This window comes from Desulfobacter hydrogenophilus, assembly GCF_004319545.1.
GTDB lineage: Bacteria > Desulfobacterota > Desulfobacteria > Desulfobacterales > Desulfobacteraceae > Desulfobacter > Desulfobacter hydrogenophilus.
In genome coordinates this window covers 4,960,926-4,981,784 of sequence record NZ_CP036313.1, presented here as the reverse complement: position 1 = coordinate 4,981,784, position 20,859 = coordinate 4,960,926, and the positions used below count along the sequence as shown (strand labels likewise).

Here is a 20,859-nt window from a genome sequence, read left to right as displayed (position 1 = left end):
ATATTGTAACTATTGTTTCCAGAATTCAGGGACCAGAAGTATGATTACGGTATAAATTTCCAGTCGTCCTGCCAGCATGCACCAGGACAGAAGCCATTTTCCGGCCTGGGGTAGATGTGCAAAGTTTTCCGCCGGTCCCACTGTGCCGAAACCCGGTCCGATGTTGCCGATGCACGAGGCCACAGCGCCTAAAGAGGTCAAAAGATCCACACCCAGTGAGGATAGAAGCACCGTGGCTATAACAAAAACCAGGATATATAAGGCGATGAAACCCAGGATGGAGCGCAGCAGCTCTTCGGGAACCAGGGTGTTGTTCAGTTTGATATGGCTGACACTTCGGGGATGGATCAGCTTGAATAGTTCCCGGTAGCAGTATTTAATGCAGACCATAATCCTGGCGCATTTCATGCCGCCGCCCGTGGAGCCGGCACTGGCACCCATGAACATACCAAAAAATAAAAGCGCCTGGGACAGACCCGGAAATAATTCATAATCAGCCGTGGCATAGCCTGTGGTGGTAACAATGGAAACCACTTGGAATACGGCAAACCTGAAGGCTTGGGAGAAGCTGTCGTACAATGGCCCCCAGGTGTTTATTGTGATGATCAGGGTACCCACAAGCACAGCGCCCAGAAAAAATCGGCATTCAGCATCTTTCCAGAACGCAAGGCCATGGCCCCGCAATATTTGGTAATGTAGAGAAAAGTTGATTCCTGCAAGCAACATAAATATGGTAATTATATAATCAAAATAGGCGGAATCATAGTGGGCGATGGACAGGTTTTTAGGTGAAAACCCCCCGGTGGGCAGTGTGGTCAGCGCATGGCAGACCGAGTCAAACAGATTCATTCCCCCAAAATAAAGGAAAAGGATAAGTAGCAATGTCATGCCCGCGTACACAATCCAAAGAATTTTGGCGGAATCAGACAACCGGGGGGTCAGTTTGTCAGGTACCGGGCTTGGCACCTCGGCTTTATATAACTGGATACCGCCCACCCCTAAAAACGGCAGAATGGCCAGGGATAAAACGATAATGCCCATGCCGCCCAGCCACTGGATCAGGCTTCGCCAGAGTAACAGACTGGGGGTCGCCCCTTCAATGTCAGTCATCACCGAGGAGCCGGTGGTGGTGAATCCGGACACGGACTCAAAAAAAGCATCTGTGTAAGTAAAAAAATCCGGGGCCAGAAAAAAGGGCAGGGCGCCGAAAAGACTAATACCAAGCCATCCTAATGCCACAACAGCGATACCTTCTCTTTGGTTTATATAGTTATGACTCCCGGCCTTTTTTGAGATAAAAATCATGATTGCGCCCATCATTGTGGTCACCGCCATGGCCGTCAGGTGGCCTTGATGTGCCCCGTCTTTAAAAAACAGGCTGCAGCCCAAAGGCAGGAGCATGGAAAGGCCGAGTACAAAAAGAAGGACACCGATGATCCGTATGATAAAAGGCCAGCGCATCAGAAAAAACCAAGCTTTACAGTGAGCATTTTTTCTAATTTTTTTACTGCGGCCTGGATCGCAAATAAAATGATTCGATCCCCTGCCTGTACCTGGTTGTCACCCATGGGGATTATGATTTCCTCCTGACGGATGATACAGACAAGCAAGGTCCCTTTGGGAAAAGAAATCTCCTTGATCGGTCCCTTGGTAATAGGTGAGGATGCCAGTGCAACCGCTTCAATAAATTCTCCCTGTTCACCAAAAATAGAGATATCCGAAATGACATTACCCTGGCGTATATCCTGCAGGATTGAAGAAACAGCCGATACCCTAGGACTGACCACTTTTTCGATGCCGATGGTGGACAAAAGAGGATAATAGCTTGCCTTACTGATGCGGGTGATGGTGTTGTCTACCCCCATGTTTTTTGCCAATAGGGAGACAAGAATATTGGTTTCATCGTCATTGGTCACCGAGACAACCGCATCCATTTGACTGATATTTTCTTCCATGAACAGTTTTTGGTCTCCGCCGTCACCGTGGAGCACCACGGTTTTTCCCATTTGCATGGAAAGATCGTTGCATCGGTCCATATTGGCCTCAACGATCTTGACCTGAATATTGTCTTGCTCAAGGGACTGACTAAGTTTGAAACCGATGCGTCCGCCGCCGACGATAAGTACCCTTTTCACCGGACGGACCGTTACCCCTAAAAGGCCCAGGGTTTCCTTAAGCTTTTGGGTGTCACATACAAAATAGATCAGATCCCCTGCCATGGTTTTATTTTTACCCCTGGGTACAATGACTTTATTGTTCCGGATAATGGCGGCAATCAAAGGGCGTTCCTGGCCAAAGACATTATGGAAATCTGATAATTCCATTCCGGCGATGGGAGACGTTTTAGAAAGCCGCATACCCACATATTTGACTCGACCGTTAACAAAATCCCCCTTGTCCACGGCACCTGGAATGGTCATCAGTTTTCTAATGGTTTTGACAACTTCGGCTTCGGGGTTGATGATGTTGTCAATGTGCGGGGCTTCATTTTTAAGGCTGGTATGGAAAGGAATAAATCCTTCATTGCGCAAACGGACCAGTTTTCTGGTCATCGGCGAAATTTGGTTGGTAATCAGGCAGGATACAATATTAATTTCATCACTGTCTGTGACCGCCAGAAGGATATCCGCGCCTAAAATTCCCGCCTCCTGCAGTGTGCCGGGATTGCTGCCCGATCCTGTTACGACCTTGACATCCAGGTCTTCAGCAATTTTTCTGGTGGCATGTGCGTCCACATCAACCACCACGACATTCTTGCTTTCAAGGGCCAAGCGGCTGGCAATGTTATAACCCACGCCCCCGGCACCGATTATCACTATTTTCAAATGGAAACTCCTGGTTCAATATCAAGAATATAGACTGGTCTATCATTGGGCCGCTTTTTACTATAATTGGCAGGGGGCTGTCAACATATCCGGTGCTGAGAACGGCAAAGCCCCGGTTCATCAGGGAAAATGAACCGGGGCTTTGAATTGTTTTTAAGATGGTTAAAATTGGTTTTTACACGGTTGTGATGGGCATCCCCATGATTTTCCACATAAATATGGACACTGCGACAAGCACCATTAGGATGATGGAAGCCGGAATGCCGTACATGAAAAATTCACCTGTGGTAAACTGTTTGGAGTCGTAGGCGATGGCGTTGGGGGCTGCACCTACCAGCAGTAAAAATGGCATGCCGGCCGTTACAAGGGACGCAAATAGGATGACTTCAGGTGCTACGTTAAGGTAGGGGGCAATAACCAGTGCCACGGGCAGGGATATGGCAATGGCCGCCACGTTCATGATGAAGTTTGTCATGATCATGACAAAAAATGCGATGCTTAAAATGAACACAAAGTAATTGGCGTTCTGAAACATGGTCAACCAGTTGATGGCAAGCCATTCCGCCGCCCCTGTTTCCCACAGGCAGAAGCCGATACTCATGGCACCACCAAACAAAAGGATGATATTCCAGGGGATCGTCTCAAGATCTTTGATGTCAAGAATATTGAAAATAAAGAATAAAACCGTTGCCACGAGCATGATCGCATTTTTGTCCAGGTCGGCTATGGCAGGGATGAACTGTTTTATGGACATGATGCCGATGGCCAGAAAGATGATGCCGCCGGCCAGCAGCTCCTGTTTTGTAATGCCGCCCATGGCTTTTTCCAGTGATTTTGCCTTTTCCTTGATGCCCGGGATGGTCTTTTTCTCAGGTTTGCATAAAATCATGAAAAATCCCCAGAGGATAAAAGTCATGGCCCAACCCACGGGGAACATGTAATAGCTCAGTTCGAAAAAGGATATATCCTTGCCCACGATGTCTTTAAAAAAGCCGATTGCCACAGCGCCCCTGGCCGCACCTAAAAGCGTGACAATAGAACCGGCGCCTGCCACAAATGCCATGCCCATGAACAGCCCTTTGCCGAATTTGGTGGGGCCGGGCTCATCTGTATACATCGCGTAGATAGTCATCAAAAGCGGGAACATGGTGGCTGCCACAGCCGTATGGGCCATAATATGGGTTAATGCTGCTGTGACCACAAAGCAGCCCAGGTAAATCATGCTGGTTTTTTCTCCCACAACGGCAAGCATTTTGTAAGCCAGTCGCTTGGTTAAACCTGTTTTGGTAAACACCATGCCGATGACCAGGGATCCGAAGATAAACAGGACCGACGGGGTCATGAAATCCTTTAGGGCTTCCTTGGCTGTACGGACCGCAAAAAGTACCTGAAGCGCGCCTAATGCCAGACTGGTCACACCGATGGGCACGACTTCAAATACCCACCAGGTGCCGGCCAGAAGAAAGATGGCAAGCGCCCCTTTGCCCTGGGCACTCAACATAAAATGTTTTCCGGTAGGATCCACAGCATCCGGCCATGCCGGAGAAAAATTGACTATAGCGAACAGGGTCAGGCCGATTAGAATGAACAGGATTCTTTTCCAGTCCAGTTGTGTTTTTGCTGCATCTGTATTTCCAGTTGTCATTTGGGTCCCTCTCTCCTTTGGGTTAATGAATTATTGCTTCATTTAAATTTTGTTTTTATTAGCATTTTTAATATTTTTCAACTCTTTGTTTTATCAAGTTTTCCGTTTAAACGGAGCGGTCAAGCCTAAATTGCGAACAATTCCGCTCTTGTAAAAGTTAGGCCCTATTTTTGTTTTAACGGATTTTACGCCGGATACCCCATGGGCAAGATCCATAATCTCCTTTTGAGCCCGGGCAAGGTTCATCACTTTTCTGTCCAGCGTAACCAGCACATGGCCCGACTCCGATTCAATAATCAGGTTGTGCCCAAGGCCGGCTAGGGCGGCATTCACCCTGGAGCTGATATTAAAATCAACAGCATGTACATTTTTATTGGCATTTTTCATTGAGTTTTCGATATCCGGCCGTATTTTTTCCAGGGTCCGGTTAACCTCTCCCTGGGTCATGTCATGTGTTGCAGCATCAATTTTGCTCCATTCCAGAACCATATCGTACCCTGTAGGATCCCACAGGGAGTCCAGATTTAACTGGGCAGCAAATCGTTGTTCGCTTTTGTCGGACCGGGCAATGGCATTGGTGGCCGCCTGGTTGGATAATTGGCCCATGCTTATGGCTCTTTGCCTGCGGACATGCATGGGGGTTGGTGACATGATTCTGTAAATTCCGGAAACAGGTGCGGGAATCAGGTGGGATAGTATACCCGAAAAAAGGCAGGGACCGCTTAAAATATTTTTGGATATCTGTACCTTCAGTGCAGCCAGGCATTTTTTTCTGTCGTGGGTGAAATTGTCAAATGGGATCTGTCTGCACTGGATGGATTTGAGAATAAGGTCTGTTTTTAGATCATGTGCCTGGCCGGTTTGTTTAACCAGTGCCGAATCTTCATACACGGTGCATTGATAGAGAGCAGATAGTGCGTCAATGAATCGGTAGGGGGCGGCGTATAGACCGCATGTAATGGCAATCAAGGTCATGTTCTCTGATCAGCTTGGCCTGACTTGAGGTTATTAATTAAAATCAGGAAGATGATCAGCAAGGACTATGCCATGTTTTGTATCTTATTGTAAAACAAGTGGTTATATTTTAGGAGGAAAAAAGAAACGTTGATTAGAAACAATATGAAACAAAGTGAAAAATACATTTTGAAACATTTTAAAACATTATATTAAATTGCCTTCAACCATGCGGGTGAAAAGGATGTCTCCGGGGTTCAGGGTTTGGGTTCGCCACCGCTCAAAAGCATGGGGCCAGGTGCCGGAGACCCCGTCAAAGACCTTAATTTTTTTCCATTTGAGGAACTCATAATATTCATCTTCAATGGCACCGCAGATCAGTGTGTTGATCTCCTGGGCCAGAAGGGTATGACACAGTTCATCCGAGGAGGACCTGGGCAGCACAATAATTTTTTTGTCCTGGATGTCGGAAAATTTAGCTGTTGTCAGAATGATCACTTCAGTGGTCAGATCGAACCTGGGTACAATCTCCTCACCGAGTATTGGGATGGCTACCTTATGTAATGTCATAATTTTATTCTATTCTATTTGGTAGGCTTTGATTTTCCGCCATAGCGTGCTGCGGCTCATGCCAAGGATTTGCGCAGCTTCATTTCTTTTGCCCCGGGAAGTTTTCAACGCATCCATAATCATCTGTCGCTGTACCGAGGACCAGGTTTGCTCGGTTTCCTCAGGTTGCCAAGGTGCCGGACTCGGCGGTCGTTCAGACTGTCTTTTGGGGACATCCTTTGCTACCGGTATATTGGGAACCCTTTGCATCGGTTCATGCTCCAGAATATAGGTCGGCAGGTTGTCTGCTTCGATTCTGATCCCCTGTGCCACATTCACCGCATATTCCATGATATTTTTCAGTTCCCGGATATTTCCCTCATAGGTGTAATTCAATAAAACTGAGAGGGCCGGTTCAGAAAAACCATTAATTTTTTTACCCTGTTTTTTTGTGTAGTGGTGCAGGAAATGGTCAAGTAGCAGGCGAATATCTGCATCCCGTTCCCGTAAGGGCGGCAGATGTACCCTGGCCACATTCAGACGGAACAGCAGATCTTTTCTGAATTTACCAATGGATACCATCTCTTCCAGGTCACGGTGGGTGGCGGCTATAATTCTTACATTGGCATTGAATCCCTTGGTGGCGCCTAATGGGTAAATAATCCTGTCATCAAGAAATGTAAGCAATTTAACCTGCAGAGGCAGGGGCAGGTCTCCGATTTCCGTTAAGAAAATAGTGCCGTTGTGTGCCAGCTTGAATCGACCGGGTTTGTTTTCCACAGCGCCGGTAAATGCCCCTTTCATATGACCGAAAATTTCGGATTCCAGAAGAGTCGCAGGCAGTGCGCCGCAGTTGATTTTAATAAACGGTCCACCTGCGCGCACGGATGTCTGGTGTACGGCTTCTGCAACAAGGTCCTTACCTGTGCCGGTTTCCCCGGTGATCAAGATGGAGGCATCACTTTGGGCAAGCATGGGAAGGGTTTGAAATATCATTTCCATTTTCCGGCTTCGGCCGATGATATTGGCAAAACTGTAGGCCACGTTTTTTTCAGGGTCATTGGTGGTGGTGCTTCTCAAATCCTCGATGGTTTCCATATAACCTGTGAAATGACCCTGGTTATCCATGATCTGTGCGGTGGTAATGCGCACCGGCAATTTCTGGCGATCTGTATTGATGATATCGCTGGTGCAGGATATGGACCGATTTTTTCGGTGAGCGGCAAGGATCGGACAGTTGATGATGCATGCAGAACTGCGCAGGATATTTTTGCAGGGAATGCCCCTGGCCATATCCAGGGAAAATCCTGTCAGTGCCTGGAAGAATCGGTTCAGATGCACCACTCGCAAATCTTTGTCCATCAATATGATGCCTATGGGAATTTCATCCAGGATATGGGCAAAATCCAGAGGCGATCTCATTAATTGATGAATTTCAGGAAAGAAGTGCATCCGTGGTTTTCCTTTTTTCTACAGCAGTTTCAAGTGCCAGTTCCAGGTACCTGGACGTGGCTTCATCCGGACGCCTTTGGGTATATTTTCAAACAGGTTAACGAGCATGACAAAACCTGCCTGTTTTAATTCTTCGGTTTTGGATGACAGGTCCAGGATCCAATTGGGGAATGTGTGGTAGGTCGCATTGTACTTGCTGGTCCAGGCGACTTCTCCCATGGGACTGGTAAAGCTTTTCCCTACAGTCAGGTCCGGGGCCACAATTCTTGAAATGGCCACGGGCCAGTTGGCCTGGCAGACTGCGCCTAAAGGTAGACAGCTGGAGCGAGGCAAGGACAAAAGGGTCTGACTTTCTAATTCCGGACTTACAATGGCCCCTGAAAAACCTTTGCTCTTGAGCATTTCCACTGTAAGGTTATTGGTGATATTGCAAAATGGCCCAGCCCAGATGTTGAGCCTTTGGGGATTATCAAACAGGGCTATCTGCCAAGGGGAATTGAGCACAAAATTTTTGGCCCCTTTTTTTAATGCGGTTTTTATATAGTTTTGACAGATTCTTTCCTCTTCGGGGAAAAGCACGGGGTCCAGCCATAGCCATGCCCGGGCCGGGGGCTTGATTCCATAGCTGTTTGCGGAAATCCAGAAACCTGTGTCATTGTGCGTTTTTGAATTAGAAGGGATTTTTCTGAAAACATCCATTTTAGATATATCAGGCTGTTTTTTTCTTCTATGACCACCCGTTTGGCCTGATGATTTCATTTTGTTACCTGCATGTTTGTAAGAAACGGACAGGTTTGACGGTTTGATCGTTACCTTGGGGATTTTATCAAGTTCGGCACCAAGATGTGATAATTGCGTTTCCAGTTCACGCCCTTTGCGGTCAATCATGAAAACAGAGGTGCCTTTGTTGATACGCCTACCTTTTTGGGCAGTTAAAAAATATTTTCCTTTTTTGGGGATCGTCCGGGTCACCTTCTGGATTTGGTGAAAGGTCTCTTCTTCATATCCAATGCGTAAAAGATCTCCCGGTACAAGGGCTTCCCTTGAAATAAAATATGGATTTTCAGGATTTTTTATCCGGCCTAAAAACAAGCCTGATCCGGTATCAGACGCATGATCCAGAGGATTTGAGACCCGATGGGATAAAAGGTTGTAATGGCTGCCCTGTCGTCCCAAGGCATACGCTAAAAAAGACAAAGCCTGTTTTTTTTGCTCCGGCGTATCCCGGAGCAGTTTATAAGCCATCACCGTGTAGTAAACATAATGGGGGCTTTTTTTACGCCCTTCAATTTTCCAGGTACTGATGTTGGGGATCTCTTTGAGCACTTTGGCCAGCACATCCGCTGATAGATCCATACAAGAGAAGTACCGGGTTTTTTTGCCATTTTGTTCATACAGCCGGCGGCAAGGCTGAACGCAACGCCCTCGCAGCGCGCTTTTTCCGCCAAACCAGGAACTCCAGTAACACCGGCCTGACACGGAGTAGCAAAGTGCACCATGAACAAACACCTCTAAGTCCATGGTCCCGGGAACCGCTGCTGCCATGGTTTTGATGTCATCAAGGCTGAATTCCCTGGGCAGCACCACCCGGGAAAATCCCGCTTTTTGAGCCGCTTCAAGTCCGGCAGGATGGGTGCAGTTGCCCAGGGTGGACAGATGGAGTTTCCCTTTGAATCCTGCCTGTTCGGCAAGACTGACCATGGCAGTATCCTGTATAATAAGGGCATCGACATCCGTATATCGGGTAAGCTTGTCAAGAATACGAAGTGCTTGGTCGGTTTCGGATTCCTTAATTATAGAGTTAAAGGCAACATACACCTCTATCCCTTTTGAATGGGCAAGCTTGGTTAGTCTTGCTAATTCTTCAATGGAAAAATTGCCTGCTTCCATGCGGGCTGAAAATATTTTAAGGCCGCAGTAAATTGCGTCTGCGCTTGCCGCTATTGCAGCAAGAAACGAGTGCATATCTCCGGCAGGCGCCAGAATTGTTGGTGGTTTTGATGGTTGGCAAGTCATAGGCCCTTCGTGTTCAGGTATGGGTAGATAGTATTTTTATAAAAAAGTCTGTGTAACCTACACGGATCTTTCAACTTTCGTTGTGGGCTGAGCCTGGGTGTTGATAGACCGGATCAGCCCATGGCTGTTATTTCATATTGCAATTTTAGGCAATAATGTCTTAAATAACATTTTTTTGCTGTAAAAAGCAGACTAAGGACCGCAGATTAAATAACTTGAACGAAATAGCTTGCCTTGTAGATGAAGCAACATTCGGCGTTATTTCTGCCCAATTTATTTAATCTGCGGTCCTTAGTGAACATTCAACCCCGTTCCATTCAATAGATAACAGCAAAACAATTAAGGATGCAAAATGTTTGCAATTCATGATGAAAACGGTTATGCCGAGCCCGTGGAAGGCATTGAGATGAAAACCTTAGTGCATGGAGAAAAGACGCTTCTGGTTCGGTTTAAAATGACCCAAGGGGCTCTGCTGCCCTCCCACACCCATCCCCACGAGCAGACGGGATATCTTATTTCCGGCCGCATCAATCTTTATATTGGCGGTGAGTGCCGCAGTGCCGGCCCCGGAGATTCATGGTGTATTGCGTCCGGGGTCGAGCATCGTGCTGAAATTCTGAAAGACAGCGTTGCCATTGAGGTTTTTTCACCGGTACGGGAAGATTACCTACCTTGAACCTGATGCATATAACAGCTACGGGGCTGACCTTGGTCTATCGTCATCCAGACTCAGCCCACAACAAAAGTTGAAAGATCCGTGAGTTTTGTGCCCTCGCTAAAATGAAAACAAACTTTTAAGCGTCGGGCATGCAGACTTTACAGGGTTTGTAGCCCTGGGCTTCAGCCTCTTCTTTTGTGGTAAAATCCATGCTGCAGTTTTTGCCGCTGGCAAAATTGCACTCCACAGTGTGGAAAACCAGGGTTTCAATATTTCCTTTAAATTGAACGCTTTCAACTGCCGGTTCTTCCGCTTCGGGTGTTAAGGATTCAGTCGGTTGCTGGGGTAATGTCGAGGGGCTTGCAGATTCTTGCTGTGTTTCTGCTTCCGGCTGCTCCTCCGGCTTGTCTGTGATCTTTTCTTCTGTCTTTTCGATTGGTTCCGGTACCGGTTTGATTTCTTGCATGTCGAGGACAGGGTCTTTTTCTTTTTCTGGATTTTCGGCGTTTTTTTCTATTCTTTCAATTGGTTGGTCCTCGGGTTCAACCGTTGTTTCACTGTCGTCTGACTGCTTGAGTTCCTCAATGCCCAGATATACTGCAATGGCACCGCCAAGGATCATCAATACAGGAATCAGTCCTGACAAAAAATTTAAAAAGTTAGAAAAAGTGAACGAAAAACCAGGTACACCAATAAGTAGTACCAAGGCACCGATGATAAATTTTTTCATGCATCCGCTCCATAGAGTGTCTAATCAGCATTAATAAGGATCAGGATTTAATAAGCCCCACGGCCGTATGCTACCCTTTTTAGAGTGAAATTTGTTGCATTGTCAAGGCAATGGCGCAATAAATTAACAATTATCGACATTGAAATAGTTCATCTTCCCTTATGATACAGCCAGAATAAAGTAGCCGATCGGCAGAAAATACAGGGCACCGCGTACCATGGGAGAAAATTTTTTTTGCCCTGTAAACACCACAATACATAATCCTGCAAATACAGAAGCTCCCCTGAAACCCATGGAAAGATAACTCCAGCGCAAAATCGTTGTACTGAATCCAGCCAGAACGACCGCTCCTGAAAGCATCAGGACCACAATTGTGCACAATCTAATAATGCTTAGGCTGTGAAGCGGTTCTTTTGTGAACAAGCGCCGAATTCCATCCATATAAATATTGGTGGTCACGCCAAGGATAAGGCCTGCGCCGGTGCCCAGAACAGCCAGAAGAAGCACGGCAGAGCAAAAAGCGGCCATTGCCGGGGGCAGGGTGTGTTGAAAGAAAAAGGGCAGCGCCTGGGCACTGTTACCTTCAAGTTCCGGGTAGTTGGCCTTGAGAAAAAGTCCAACAATAATACCTAAAATGCCTATGGGCGGAATAACAATGGCAGTAAGAAATGCACCATTTCGGGCTTCGCGTATAGTTTTGGCTGAAAAAATGGCTTGTAAGTAAATTTGTGTGGATAAGACGCCTGTAATCATAGACACAAGATCGATGGTCGTTGTTCCAATACCATTGGAAAAAAAATTTAAAAAATCAGTATCTTTTGGCAATTGGGATATAATGCCGGTAAATCCTCCGCCTTTAATCAGTGCAATAACTGCGCACACAATCATGATGGCGTACAGTAGAAAAAATTTGATTTTACCCACCATACCGGCCCCGGAAATTCCGCCTGAAATGACAAAAAATCCCATAAGTATCATGGTAATGAATAAAGAGACCGGCAATGGGAAGTGGAATACCGAGTTCAAAATAGCCATGGCTGCCAGATGCTGGGCAATGATATGGATAAACATGCCGCAGGAATTGAGCATGGAACAATAATACTGGAAGTTTTGGCCAAAGTATCTGCCGAGCAGTTCGGAAACTGTTGTCACCTGCGCCTGTCTTAATGCTGCTGCAAAAAAACATCCCAGGAAAAAACAGGAGATACCGCTGCCCAGGGTAAAAATCCAGGCGCTGACTCCATGATCGTAAGCGGATTGGACTGTTCCGATGGTTGAGACACCACCCACAAGAGTGCTGATGATTACCCAGGATACCTGGGTAGCACAAAGGGATCTGCCCGCTACTGAAAAATCTGATCCATTGACCACACGCCTTTGATTTTTTAAAACCAGAACGCAGAAAAGAACAAATGCGCCGAGAAATACGACTGCGTATACAACCTGCTCCAACCCTTTTCCCCCTGAAATCCGCCGCCTCCTTCAAGCAGGATACGACTGTCAATTTTAAAAATGCAGTTCTACGCCTGATTTACACATAAGGCAATGGAGGAATTGGCTTGTGTTCTATTTTCTGTATAAGAAAAAATTTGTGTAACCTATACGGATCTTTTAACTTTCGTTGTGGGCTGAACCTCGGTGGAAACCCAGGTCAGCCCATAGCTGTTTTAAGAAATCGTCTGGGTTTTTATGGTGATGTAACACCGGAATCGGGACTGCGGTAAAGCATGATCCACCACATCCTGAACGCCATCAGGGCGTCGGCATTTTCCTGGTGTTGGCATTTAAAAAGAGTTAAGGAGTAGGCCTCTTCAAACTCTTCCGGAGTAAAAATTAAATCATTTTGATCCAGAATTTCCTGTCGTATCTGACTGGTGTCTGCTTTTACCAGTTTGCTTCTAAAATCATTGTCATGTTGTGCTTGTCGGATAAAGTTAATGGCATTTTGAATGGTCATTTTATTCTCCTGAAGATATTATGATATTTGTTATTGTAAGCAAATAAAGTGCCAACACGACTACGATGCTTGAATATTCTTCGGACCTGTTTGAAAACAAGGCGGCATGGTTATATTTCGGTGTTAATGGAAAAAAATAAATAATGCCGGAAAAAGATTTGAAAAGACCAGAAAGTCCGCCCTTTAATGACAAAATTGAAAGATTGGGAACGATTTTGTAATAGTTGAAAAAGGATTGGTAAATTATTTTAAGGTCATCTAATATGCCAATGTATTTTTGTTCGCAGCAGTGAATTAGGCAAAAATTATCCTTTCCGGATTTTAAAAGAAATGAATCAGTTGATAAAATCAGGTGTTGAACCCGTTTTTTGCAGTCTAAAACCCAAAGATGTTATTGGCGTGGCCGCACCATCTGCCAGGTTTGATACCCAGGCGTTTCAAGAAGGGGTCCTGTGTCTTGAATCCATGGGGTTTGAAGTACACATCCCCAACGGCATAACAAGCCGGTACCGTTACCTTGCCGGTACGGACCAGCAACGGGCGGATGTGCTTAATTCGTTGTTTGCCGATCCCGGGATCAAAGGCATTATTGCAGCAAGGGGCGGATTCGGTGCCATGCGCCTTTTGCCGTTGCTGGACTGGGATGTCATTGCCGGAAATCCGAAATTGTTTATGGGATTTTCAGATCCCACCGCTTTGATCAGTGCTCTGGTGTGCAAAGCCGGGATCTGTGCACTGCATGGACCAAATTTGGTTTCCCTTGGCCGGGCGGATGAAAAGACATTGGACAGTTTCGCAAAAACCGTGGCAGGCCGCTTTATACATATTGATCTGCCTTCTGATCAGGTGGTCGCGGGTGGACGTGCCACAGGACGGCTTCTGGGCGGGAATCTGGCTACCCTGGTTCATATGATCGGGACAGCGTATCAGCCCGATTTTACCGGCAGCATTCTTTTTATAGAAGACGTGGGTGAACCGGCATACAAGATCGACAGGATGCTGAGCCAGATGAAAATGGCCGGTGTGCTGGAAGGTTTACGGGGCGTTGTGACTGGGTCTTTTGAATACTGTAATGATGAGGCATATATCCCCCAGATTATTCAAGAGGTGTTTTGTGATGCAAACATTCCGATCTGCATGGGAATTGACGTTGGTCACGGGGCGGTTAACCTTTCCCTTCCCATGGGGGGGCGGGTTATTCTGGATGCAGACCGTGCCTGCCTTCAATGGGATTTCGTTGTAAAATGACACCCCGTGCGTTTCAAAATATTGATGGTGCTATGGCCAATGCTGTGGCTGAGGGTGTTTTCCCGGGTGCGGTATTACTATGGGCGAGCAGAAACGCAGTTCTTTACCATAAGGCCTTTGGCGTAACCGACCTAAGATCTGGGGAACCTGTGACATTGAATACAGTTTTTGATCTGGCCTCCCTGACCAAGCCCCTGGCTACAGCTCTGGCTGTGGCAGATCTGATTTCATCGGGGCTGTTATCCAAAAAAACTTATTTAAAGGACGCCCTGCCGGTTGCCTGTGGAACGGACAAAGCCAAGATTACCATTGATATGCTGCTGCGCCACCGGTCTGGTCTGCCTGCCCATCGTTCGTATTTTAAATCGCTTCCCGCCCCTGTTCCCGGCATAGCCGCTGGAAAGCGTCTGCGGCAGCTGGTGCTGGAGGAACCTTTGGAATATGAGCCTGGTTCCAAGGAAATTTACAGTGATTTAGGGTTTATTCTCTTAGCCTGGGTGGTCGAGTCTCTGTCCGGTGTTCGGCTGGATGTATTTGTTAATAACAGGATTTTTGCGCCTTTAAAAATTTACGACTTGTTTTTTATTCCGCTTCGTTCTGATTTTACAAGGCCAATGAAGGATAAAACCTCTCTTGTTTTTGCCGCTACCTCCCATTGCCCCTGGCGCGAAAAAATGATACTTGGGGAGGTGGAAGATGAAAATGCTTGGGCTGCGGGCGGCATTGAAGGGCATGCAGGTCTGTTTGGCACTGCTGCCGGGGTTCATCGCCTGTGTTGTCAAATCCTGCGAGCCCTTGAAAATAAAGAAACCAAAGTAATCGATTCTTCTGTTATTCGATGTTTTGCTGATAAAAATAATGGGATGATGCGCCCGGCAGGTTTTGATTCTCCAAGTGAAGAGAATGCGTCATCAGGTCATTTTTTTTCTAAACGATCTGTGGGACATTTAGGTTTTACCGGCACGTCCTTCTGGATAGATCCTGACAACGGTCTGATCACGGTTCTTTTGACCAACCGGGTACATCCGAGCCGGGAAAATATTGACATAAGGAGATTCAGGCCCATAATTCATGATTTGATCGCAACTGTTTATAAAGGGAATATACAGGCGTGAAACATTTTTATTCTTGTAAAAAAAACCTAAGTTTGTTAGCAATTATTTTTCAGTAGTATTTTTTCATCATCTATTGATAAACACAACTCCCAATTTTGTATGAAAGAGGACAAATGAACTTTGTAACTGATACTTTGCTTGGGGCCTTTTCCAACGATCTGGCCATTGATCTTGGCACTGCAAATACGCTGGTTTATGTTAAGGGAAAAGGAATTGTATTAAGTGAACCTTCTGTGGTGGCCGTCAGAACGGACAAACGGTCCAGGAACAAAGTTTTGGCGGTAGGGCTGGAAGCAAAGCGCATGCTGGGGAGAACACCCGGCAATATTGTGGCCATCCGACCCATGCGAGACGGGGTTATTGCTGATTTCGCAGTGACCGAAGCCATGCTCAAACATTTTATCCGTAAAGTTCATAACAACAGAAAAACCTTGGTGCGCCCAAGGATTATTATTGCCGTACCTTCCGGTATCACTCAGGTGGAAAAACGAGCGGTCAGGGAAAGTGCAGAATCCGCTGGCGCCAGAGAGGTTTTTCTTATCGACGAACCCATGGCTGCAGCAATCGGTGCAGGCCTTCCTATTACGGAACCCACCTGCAATATGGTTGTGGATATCGGCGGGGGAACTACTGAGGTGGCGGTTATCTCCCTGGCCGGGATTGTCTATACCCAATCCCTGAGAGTGGCCGGAGACAAGATGGATGCCTCCATCAGTCAGCATATCAAACGAAAATATAATCTGCTCATTGGCGAAAGAACCTCAGAAATTATCAAAACAACAATCGGCAATGCCTATCCTGATCCGGAGCACCTTGAGACCATTGAAGTCAAGGGCAGGGATTTGGTCTCCGGGATCCCTAAGATTCTGGCCATTGATTCCGAAGAGGTTCGGGTGGCCATTTCCGAGCAGATTGAGGCAATTGTAGAAACCGTTCGCATTGCTCTGGAACAAACTCCGCCTGAACTAGCCGCTGATATTGTGGACTCAGGTATTGTTTTAACCGGAGGTGGTGCCTTGCTGAAAAATCTGGACAAGCTGCTTAGAGAAAAATGCGGACTTCCCATCGTCGTGGCTGATGATCCCTTATCTACCGTAGCACTGGGCTGCGGAAAATGCCTTGACAATATTGAACTTCTTAAAGAAGTTGTCATCAGCTAACAGTAATGTTTTCCAGGCGGATCATGATGATTGTCGGCGTGGGTGTTTTTATTGCGGTGGCACTTACCGTAATCGCCATGTCCAGCCGGGGGACCCTGCCGACAGGTGGGGGTGAAAGACTGTCCATAACCCTTACTTCTCCTTTTCAGTTTGTGGCCTCCCGTATTATCGGTTTCACTGAATCGGTATGGCAGACCTATTTTTCATGTGTGCTTGCCGTGGAAGAGAACCAGGTGTTAAGAAGTGAGTTGTCAAAGGCCCGACACACAGCCAACAGGTGCCAAGAGCTTGAGCTTGAAAATATCCGTTTAAAGAAATTTGTCAATTTCCAAAGTTCCGTGCCTGCGGCCTATGTGGCAGCCCAGGTGATTGCCCGGGATCCGTCCCCCTGGTTTAAAACCATCATGATTGATAAGGGAGAAAAAGCCGGGTTAATTAAAGGTTTGCCGGTGCTTGTGTCCGAAGGAATCGTGGGACAAATTATTAAAGTGTCCGGCAGTTTTTCCCGGGTGCTGCTGATTACCGATCGCAATTCAGCTGTTGATGCGCTGATCCAGGAGACTCGGGTCCGCGGTATGGTCAAGGGCAATAATAAGGATACCTGTTCCTTTGTATATACCTTGAGAAAAGATGAGGTGCAGCCAGGGCAAGTCATTGTCTCCTCCGGACTGGACCAGGTATTCCCAAAAGGATTGAGAATCGGAGTGGTACTTGATGTACAAAAAAATCATTCCCAGCTGTTTCAGGATATCATGATAAAAACTGCCGTGGATTTTGACAGACTCGAAGAAGTGCTGGTGTATAAAAATGCCGATTGAAGGGCGGATGCGGCCGGTATGATAAATTTCGTATTTTTTTTATTTTCCACCCTGATATTAGTCATCACTCAAACCGTTGTTCTCCCTGACTTTTCCTGGTTTTCCCACAGTTTCGATCTGATGATCATCAATGTATTATACCTAATTCTTTTTTCCCCACGCTACTGGGTGCCGTTTTGGCTTGTGATCATCGGTAGCATCATGGACAGCCTGTCTGGTGCGCCGTTTTTTCTTCATACCACCGCATATCTGTGTATCTACCTGATCGTTTTTTTTTTGCGACGGCTGGTTTTTCAGCGCAGCGGTATTTTTGTTTTTCTTGTCAGCCTTGTGTCCGCCTGCATTTATCAGGGACTGGTTATGTTCAGTGTCTTTCTGCTCCAGGGTCACAAGGCAATCACGGCTACGGATTACCACCTTTGCATTGGTCAGGTCATCTGGGCCGCCGTCGGTATTCCCGTCGGCGTCTGGTTTATGGAAGCCATGCACCAGAATTTTTTACAAGTCGTGAAACGGTCCAGCGGGCACATGGCGGGCAAATACAGGGAATAATGTGGGCGGAATCAATCAAAATTCAGATAGAGAATGGATTAAACATCGATATATAGGGGCCGGTCTGTGCCTTGTTTTTATTTTTTGCGTTCTTTTTTTAAGGCTTGTTTATCTTCAGATAATCCGCGGGGACGAGTACCGGCGACTGTCTATGACCAATTGTGTCCGGCTCAAAAGCATAAAATCCTCCAGGGGACTTATTTATGATCGCAATCACAATCTTCTTGTGGACAACCGGCCGGCCTTTGACTTGACCATTGTTCTGGAAGATGCCAAGCCCTTGAAGGAAACCCTTGAACGCCTGGCCGAATTAACCGGCGATTCCTGTGAAGAATTGACGGCAACCATAAAAAAAGCCGGGAGAGCAGCATTTTACAAACCACTTGTCCTTAAACGGGACATAACAAGGGATCTGCTTGCGGTCATAGAGGCCCATCAGTTTGATCTGCCCGGTATTCATATTGATATTGAGCCCACCAGAAATTATATCCATAAAAAAACCGCTGCCCATCTTATAGGCTATCTTGGTGAGATCAATAAGCAAGAGCTGGCTTCCGGTAAATTTCCAAATGTCCGGTCCGGGGATCCCATTGGTCGGTACGGGGTTGAAAAAAGTTTTGAGCAGGATCTGCAGGGCAAACGGGGTGGTCACCAGGTCGAAGTGGACGTAAACGGCCGGGTGATAAAAATACTTAAGACTGTGGAACCGGTTTCCGGAAGGGATTTGGTCCTGACGATGGATCTATCACTTCAACAGAAGGCCGAAAATTTGCTTGGGGAGAATGACGGGGCCGTTGTGGCACTTGACCCCTCAAACGGAGATGTCCTGGTTATGGCATCATCGCCTAGTTTTGACCAGAATGATTTTATTGGTGGTATTTCCAGTAAGAAATGGCAGGCTTTAAGGGATGATCCAGGCAGACCCATGAACAACAAGGCAATTCAGGCCGAATATCCCCCGGCATCCACATATAAGACGATTACGGCCCTGGCTGGGCTCGAAGAAAAGGTCATTGACCGCAATTCAACTTTTTTCTGTCCGGGATTTTATAAGTTTGGCAACCGGCGGTACCATTGCTGGAATAAATACGGACATGGCAATTTAAATGTTGTGGATGCCATTGCCCAGTCCTGCGATGTGTTTTTTTACCAGACCGGCGAAAAACTTGGGGTCGATGCCCTGGCAAGGTATGCGCATGGCTCTGGTCTGGGACGGTTGACCGGCATTCGTCTGGCCCATGAGCGCCCCGGTTTGATTCCCACTTCAGTATGGAAGAAAAAGCGGTTCAAGGAGCCCTGGCAGGCCGGTGAAACCCTATCTATCAGTATCGGACAGGGGTTTAATTTGGTTACCCCCTTACAGATGGCCGTGTTCATTTCCGCCATTGGGAATAGTGGGACTCTTTATCGGCCAAGGCTTGTTAAATCCGTTCAGGATGCAAAGGGGCAGATGATAAGGGAAATTGAACCTGAAATTACCGGTGGGTTGCCGGCTTCCAAAAAAAATCTGGCGATTGTGCGACAAGGGCTTTTAGAAGTTGTTCATGGCAACCGCGGCACTGCCCGGCACATCCGTCTTCCCGGCATTCAAATTGCGGGAAAAACGGGTACGGCACAGGTTTTTTCCCGCAAAGCCGGGGAAAAGTTTAATAATGAAAAATTGAAGCGCACCCTCCAGGATCATGCCTGGTTTGTCTGTTATGCGCCTGCCCAGGACCCTAAAATAGCCATTGCCGTGATCATTGAACATGGGGAGCATGGTTCCAGCGCGGCTGCACCTGTTGCAAAAGGGCTGATCCATGCCTATCTTGGGGACCCTGAAGTCCCAACTGCCGTGGTCAAGGACGACCAGGCACATGTGGAGTAAAAAAATGTTTGACCGCCGTCTCGTATCAAATTTTGACTGGGGATTTCTTTTACTTATTTTTTTTATTTGCATTCTGGGGCTGATCATCCTGTACTCAGCGGTGACAGCCGGATACAACGGAACTATGCTGCATCCTCTTTTTAAAAAACAGGTTGTCTGGCTTTCCGTTGGTTTTGCCATTATGATGGGCTGCTTTGTTGTCGATTTTAAAGAGTTGGCCAAGCTGCATTTCCTTATATATGCCGTATGTGTAGGACTTCTGATTGCTACCTGGTTTGTGGGGCATACCGGCGGCGGCTCCCAGCGCTGGTTGGTGTTGGGGCCTGTTCGGATACAGACTTCGGAGCTGATGAAAATTTCTTTGATTATCAGTCTGGCTTCGGTGTACGCAGACAGTATCGATCCCGAAGGTTTAGGCTTCAGGCATCTGATCAAGCCGGCAATTTTATGCATTATCCCCTTTGGACTCATCGTTATCCAGCCCGATCTTGGTACAGGGCTTTTGCTTCTGCTCATTGCCGGCTGTCTTACTCTCTTTGCAAAGGTCGAAAAAAAAGTTGTATTCATTCTGGGGGGGGCGGGGCTCTGTCTGGTACCTCTGGTATGGTTTTTTGGGCTTAAGGATTATCAGAAAGACAGAATTTTAACCTTTTTGAATCCTGAGCGGGACCCCCTTGGTGCCGGTTATCACATCATCCAGTCCAAGATTGCCATAGGTTCGGGCATGCTTACCGGGAAGGGGTTCCTCCATGGGACCCAGAATGCTTTAAATTTTTTGCCGGAACAGCATACGGATTTCATTCTTTCCGTGTTGGCCGAAGAGTGGGGGCTTGTGGGGTGTGCTGTACTGCTGACCCTTTATTTTCTTTTGTTGTTCTGGGGTTTGAACATTGCTTATAATTGCCGAAATATGTTTGGCTCTCTTCTGGCCATGGGGGTTACCATTATGATTTTTTGGCAGATATTTATCAATGTCGGCATGGTTATGGGGCTGATGCCGGTAGTCGGGGTGCCTTTGCCCCTGGTTTCCTATGGGGGTTCCTCGGTTGTGACCAATATGGTCGGCTTTGGTATTTTGCTTAATATCAGCATGAGAAAATTTAACACGGCTTGAATCCTACGCCCCCCCTTTTTTAGATAGAAAAAGTCTAAAAACGAGATTTTGTCTGACAAGATTTCAATATATTACGGCATACTATCGTCGGATAAAATCCATATTTTGAATTGCTGCATTCTGTGTTGACAAAAGGCGTGCTGGATGGTACTCAAGTCTCGATCATTATAAGCATTTAGGCTGAATCCGAGCGATTTCA

General features: G+C 46.8%; 18 protein-coding genes. 8 read left to right on the top strand and 10 right to left on the bottom strand.

Annotation, left to right across the window (positions count from 1 at the left end):
* Nucleotides 1–9 precede the first annotated feature (9 nt).
* From EYB58_RS22180 to EYB58_RS22150, 7 genes are all read right to left on the bottom strand, one after another.
* The gene (locus EYB58_RS22180; RefSeq protein WP_111955557.1) at nucleotides 10–1,461 is read right to left on the bottom strand and encodes a TrkH family potassium uptake protein; all 1,452 of its coding nucleotides are present in this window, start codon (nucleotides 1,459–1,461) and stop codon (nucleotides 10–12) included.
* Nucleotides 1,461–2,825 (bottom strand): Trk system potassium transporter TrkA, encoded by a 1,365-nt coding sequence (gene trkA / locus EYB58_RS22175; RefSeq protein ID WP_111955555.1) that lies wholly within the window; start codon nucleotides 2,823–2,825, stop codon nucleotides 1,461–1,463. The genes EYB58_RS22180 and trkA overlap by 1 nt, the downstream gene beginning before the upstream one ends.
* 175 nt (nucleotides 2,826–3,000) lie before the next feature.
* Nucleotides 3,001–4,470: an SLC13 family permease gene (locus EYB58_RS22170; protein ID WP_111955553.1), complete on the bottom strand. Its 1,470-nt coding sequence runs from the start codon at nucleotides 4,468–4,470 to the stop codon at nucleotides 3,001–3,003.
* A gap of 93 nt (nucleotides 4,471–4,563) precedes the next feature.
* Nucleotides 4,564–5,445: a cytidylate kinase family protein gene (locus tag EYB58_RS22165; RefSeq protein WP_111955551.1), complete on the bottom strand. Its 882-nt coding sequence runs from the start codon at nucleotides 5,443–5,445 to the stop codon at nucleotides 4,564–4,566.
* 186 nt (nucleotides 5,446–5,631) lie between these two features.
* Nucleotides 5,632–5,994, bottom strand: coding sequence for a NifB/NifX family molybdenum-iron cluster-binding protein (locus EYB58_RS22160; RefSeq protein ID WP_111955549.1), 363 nt, complete (start codon nucleotides 5,992–5,994; stop codon nucleotides 5,632–5,634).
* 9 nt (nucleotides 5,995–6,003) lie between these two features.
* Nucleotides 6,004–7,425, bottom strand: a complete 1,422-nt coding sequence (locus tag EYB58_RS22155; protein ID WP_111955547.1) for a sigma-54 interaction domain-containing protein — start codon at nucleotides 7,423–7,425, stop codon at nucleotides 6,004–6,006.
* 18 nt (nucleotides 7,426–7,443) lie between these two features.
* Complete coding sequence (locus EYB58_RS22150) at nucleotides 7,444–9,441, bottom strand: peptidase U32 family protein (RefSeq protein WP_111955545.1); 1,998 nt, start codon at nucleotides 9,439–9,441, stop codon at nucleotides 7,444–7,446.
* Nucleotides 9,442–9,793: 352 nt separating this feature from the next.
* Between EYB58_RS22150 and EYB58_RS22145 the strand changes: the two genes are divergently transcribed.
* Nucleotides 9,794–10,117 (top strand): cupin domain-containing protein, encoded by a 324-nt coding sequence (locus tag EYB58_RS22145; RefSeq protein ID WP_111955543.1) that lies wholly within the window; start codon nucleotides 9,794–9,796, stop codon nucleotides 10,115–10,117.
* 118 nt (nucleotides 10,118–10,235) lie between these two features.
* Here the strand turns inward: EYB58_RS22145 and EYB58_RS22140 are convergent, their stop codons facing one another.
* From EYB58_RS22140 to EYB58_RS22130, 3 genes are all read right to left on the bottom strand, one after another.
* Nucleotides 10,236–10,829 (bottom strand): Ada metal-binding domain-containing protein, encoded by a 594-nt coding sequence (locus tag EYB58_RS22140; RefSeq protein WP_111955541.1) that lies wholly within the window; start codon nucleotides 10,827–10,829, stop codon nucleotides 10,236–10,238.
* A 159-nt stretch (nucleotides 10,830–10,988) separates the two neighbouring features.
* Nucleotides 10,989–12,281, bottom strand: a complete 1,293-nt coding sequence (locus EYB58_RS22135) for a sodium:solute symporter family protein (protein WP_111955539.1) — start codon at nucleotides 12,279–12,281, stop codon at nucleotides 10,989–10,991.
* Nucleotides 12,282–12,516: 235 nt separating this feature from the next.
* Nucleotides 12,517–12,786, bottom strand: a complete 270-nt coding sequence (locus tag EYB58_RS22130; RefSeq protein WP_111955537.1) for a Nif11 family protein — start codon at nucleotides 12,784–12,786, stop codon at nucleotides 12,517–12,519.
* Between the two features lie 330 nt (nucleotides 12,787–13,116).
* Here EYB58_RS22130 and EYB58_RS22125 point away from each other — a divergent pair, with 330 nt between their 5' ends.
* The 7 genes from EYB58_RS22125 (at nucleotide 13,117) to rodA (ending at nucleotide 20,660) form a co-directional block, all read left to right on the top strand.
* Nucleotides 13,117–14,034 carry a S66 peptidase family protein gene (locus EYB58_RS22125; protein WP_111955535.1) on the top strand — a complete coding sequence of 306 codons (918 nt, stop codon included), beginning with the start codon at nucleotides 13,117–13,119 and terminating at the stop codon, nucleotides 14,032–14,034.
* Nucleotides 14,031–15,149, top strand: coding sequence for a serine hydrolase domain-containing protein (locus EYB58_RS22120; RefSeq protein ID WP_111955533.1), 1,119 nt, complete (start codon nucleotides 14,031–14,033; stop codon nucleotides 15,147–15,149). Before EYB58_RS22125 ends, EYB58_RS22120 begins: the two co-directional genes overlap by 4 nt.
* 113 nt (nucleotides 15,150–15,262) lie before the next feature.
* Entirely contained in the window at nucleotides 15,263–16,309 is a 1,047-nt protein-coding gene (locus tag EYB58_RS22115) for a rod shape-determining protein (protein WP_111955531.1), read from the top strand.
* A 5-nt stretch (nucleotides 16,310–16,314) separates the two neighbouring features.
* The gene (gene mreC / locus EYB58_RS22110; RefSeq protein WP_131072134.1) at nucleotides 16,315–17,127 is read left to right on the top strand and encodes a rod shape-determining protein MreC; all 813 of its coding nucleotides are present in this window, start codon (nucleotides 16,315–16,317) and stop codon (nucleotides 17,125–17,127) included.
* Between the two features lie 18 nt (nucleotides 17,128–17,145).
* Entirely contained in the window at nucleotides 17,146–17,679 is a 534-nt protein-coding gene (locus tag EYB58_RS22105) for a rod shape-determining protein MreD (protein WP_111955529.1), read from the top strand.
* A 1-nt stretch (nucleotide 17,680) separates the two neighbouring features.
* Nucleotides 17,681–19,546, top strand: coding sequence for a penicillin-binding protein 2 (gene mrdA / locus EYB58_RS22100; RefSeq protein WP_111955527.1), 1,866 nt, complete (start codon nucleotides 17,681–17,683; stop codon nucleotides 19,544–19,546).
* Nucleotides 19,547–19,550: 4 nt separating this feature from the next.
* Entirely contained in the window at nucleotides 19,551–20,660 is a 1,110-nt protein-coding gene (gene rodA, locus EYB58_RS22095; RefSeq protein ID WP_111955671.1) for a rod shape-determining protein RodA, read from the top strand.
* Nucleotides 20,661–20,859: the final 199 nt, after the last annotated feature.

Bases quoted from the DNA above. Each gene is read 5' to 3' on its own strand.
- EYB58_RS22155 (WP_111955547.1), bottom strand. From the start codon at position 7,425: ATGCACTTCTTTCCTGAAATTCATCAATTAATGAGATCGCCTCTGGAT.
- EYB58_RS22125 (WP_111955535.1), top strand. From the start codon at position 13,117: ATGAATCAGTTGATAAAATCAGGTGTTGAACCCGTTTTTTGCAGTCTA.
- EYB58_RS22165 (WP_111955551.1), bottom strand. From the start codon at position 5,445: ATGACCTTGATTGCCATTACATGCGGTCTATACGCCGCCCCCTACCGA.
- EYB58_RS22145 (WP_111955543.1), top strand. From the start codon at position 9,794: ATGTTTGCAATTCATGATGAAAACGGTTATGCCGAGCCCGTGGAAGGC.
- EYB58_RS22140 (WP_111955541.1), bottom strand. From the start codon at position 10,829: ATGAAAAAATTTATCATCGGTGCCTTGGTACTACTTATTGGTGTACCT.
- EYB58_RS22120 (WP_111955533.1), top strand. From the start codon at position 14,031: ATGACACCCCGTGCGTTTCAAAATATTGATGGTGCTATGGCCAATGCT.
- mreC (WP_131072134.1), top strand. From the start codon at position 16,315: ATGTTTTCCAGGCGGATCATGATGATTGTCGGCGTGGGTGTTTTTATT.
- EYB58_RS22160 (WP_111955549.1), bottom strand. From the start codon at position 5,994: ATGACATTACATAAGGTAGCCATCCCAATACTCGGTGAGGAGATTGTA.
- EYB58_RS22115 (WP_111955531.1), top strand. From the start codon at position 15,263: ATGAACTTTGTAACTGATACTTTGCTTGGGGCCTTTTCCAACGATCTG.
- EYB58_RS22180 (WP_111955557.1), bottom strand. From the start codon at position 1,461: ATGCGCTGGCCTTTTATCATACGGATCATCGGTGTCCTTCTTTTTGTA.
- EYB58_RS22130 (WP_111955537.1), bottom strand. From the start codon at position 12,786: ATGACCATTCAAAATGCCATTAACTTTATCCGACAAGCACAACATGAC.
- EYB58_RS22150 (WP_111955545.1), bottom strand. From the start codon at position 9,441: ATGACTTGCCAACCATCAAAACCACCAACAATTCTGGCGCCTGCCGGA.
- rodA (WP_111955671.1), top strand. From the start codon at position 19,551: ATGTTTGACCGCCGTCTCGTATCAAATTTTGACTGGGGATTTCTTTTA.
- EYB58_RS22170 (WP_111955553.1), bottom strand. From the start codon at position 4,470: ATGACAACTGGAAATACAGATGCAGCAAAAACACAACTGGACTGGAAA.
- EYB58_RS22105 (WP_111955529.1), top strand. From the start codon at position 17,146: ATGATAAATTTCGTATTTTTTTTATTTTCCACCCTGATATTAGTCATC.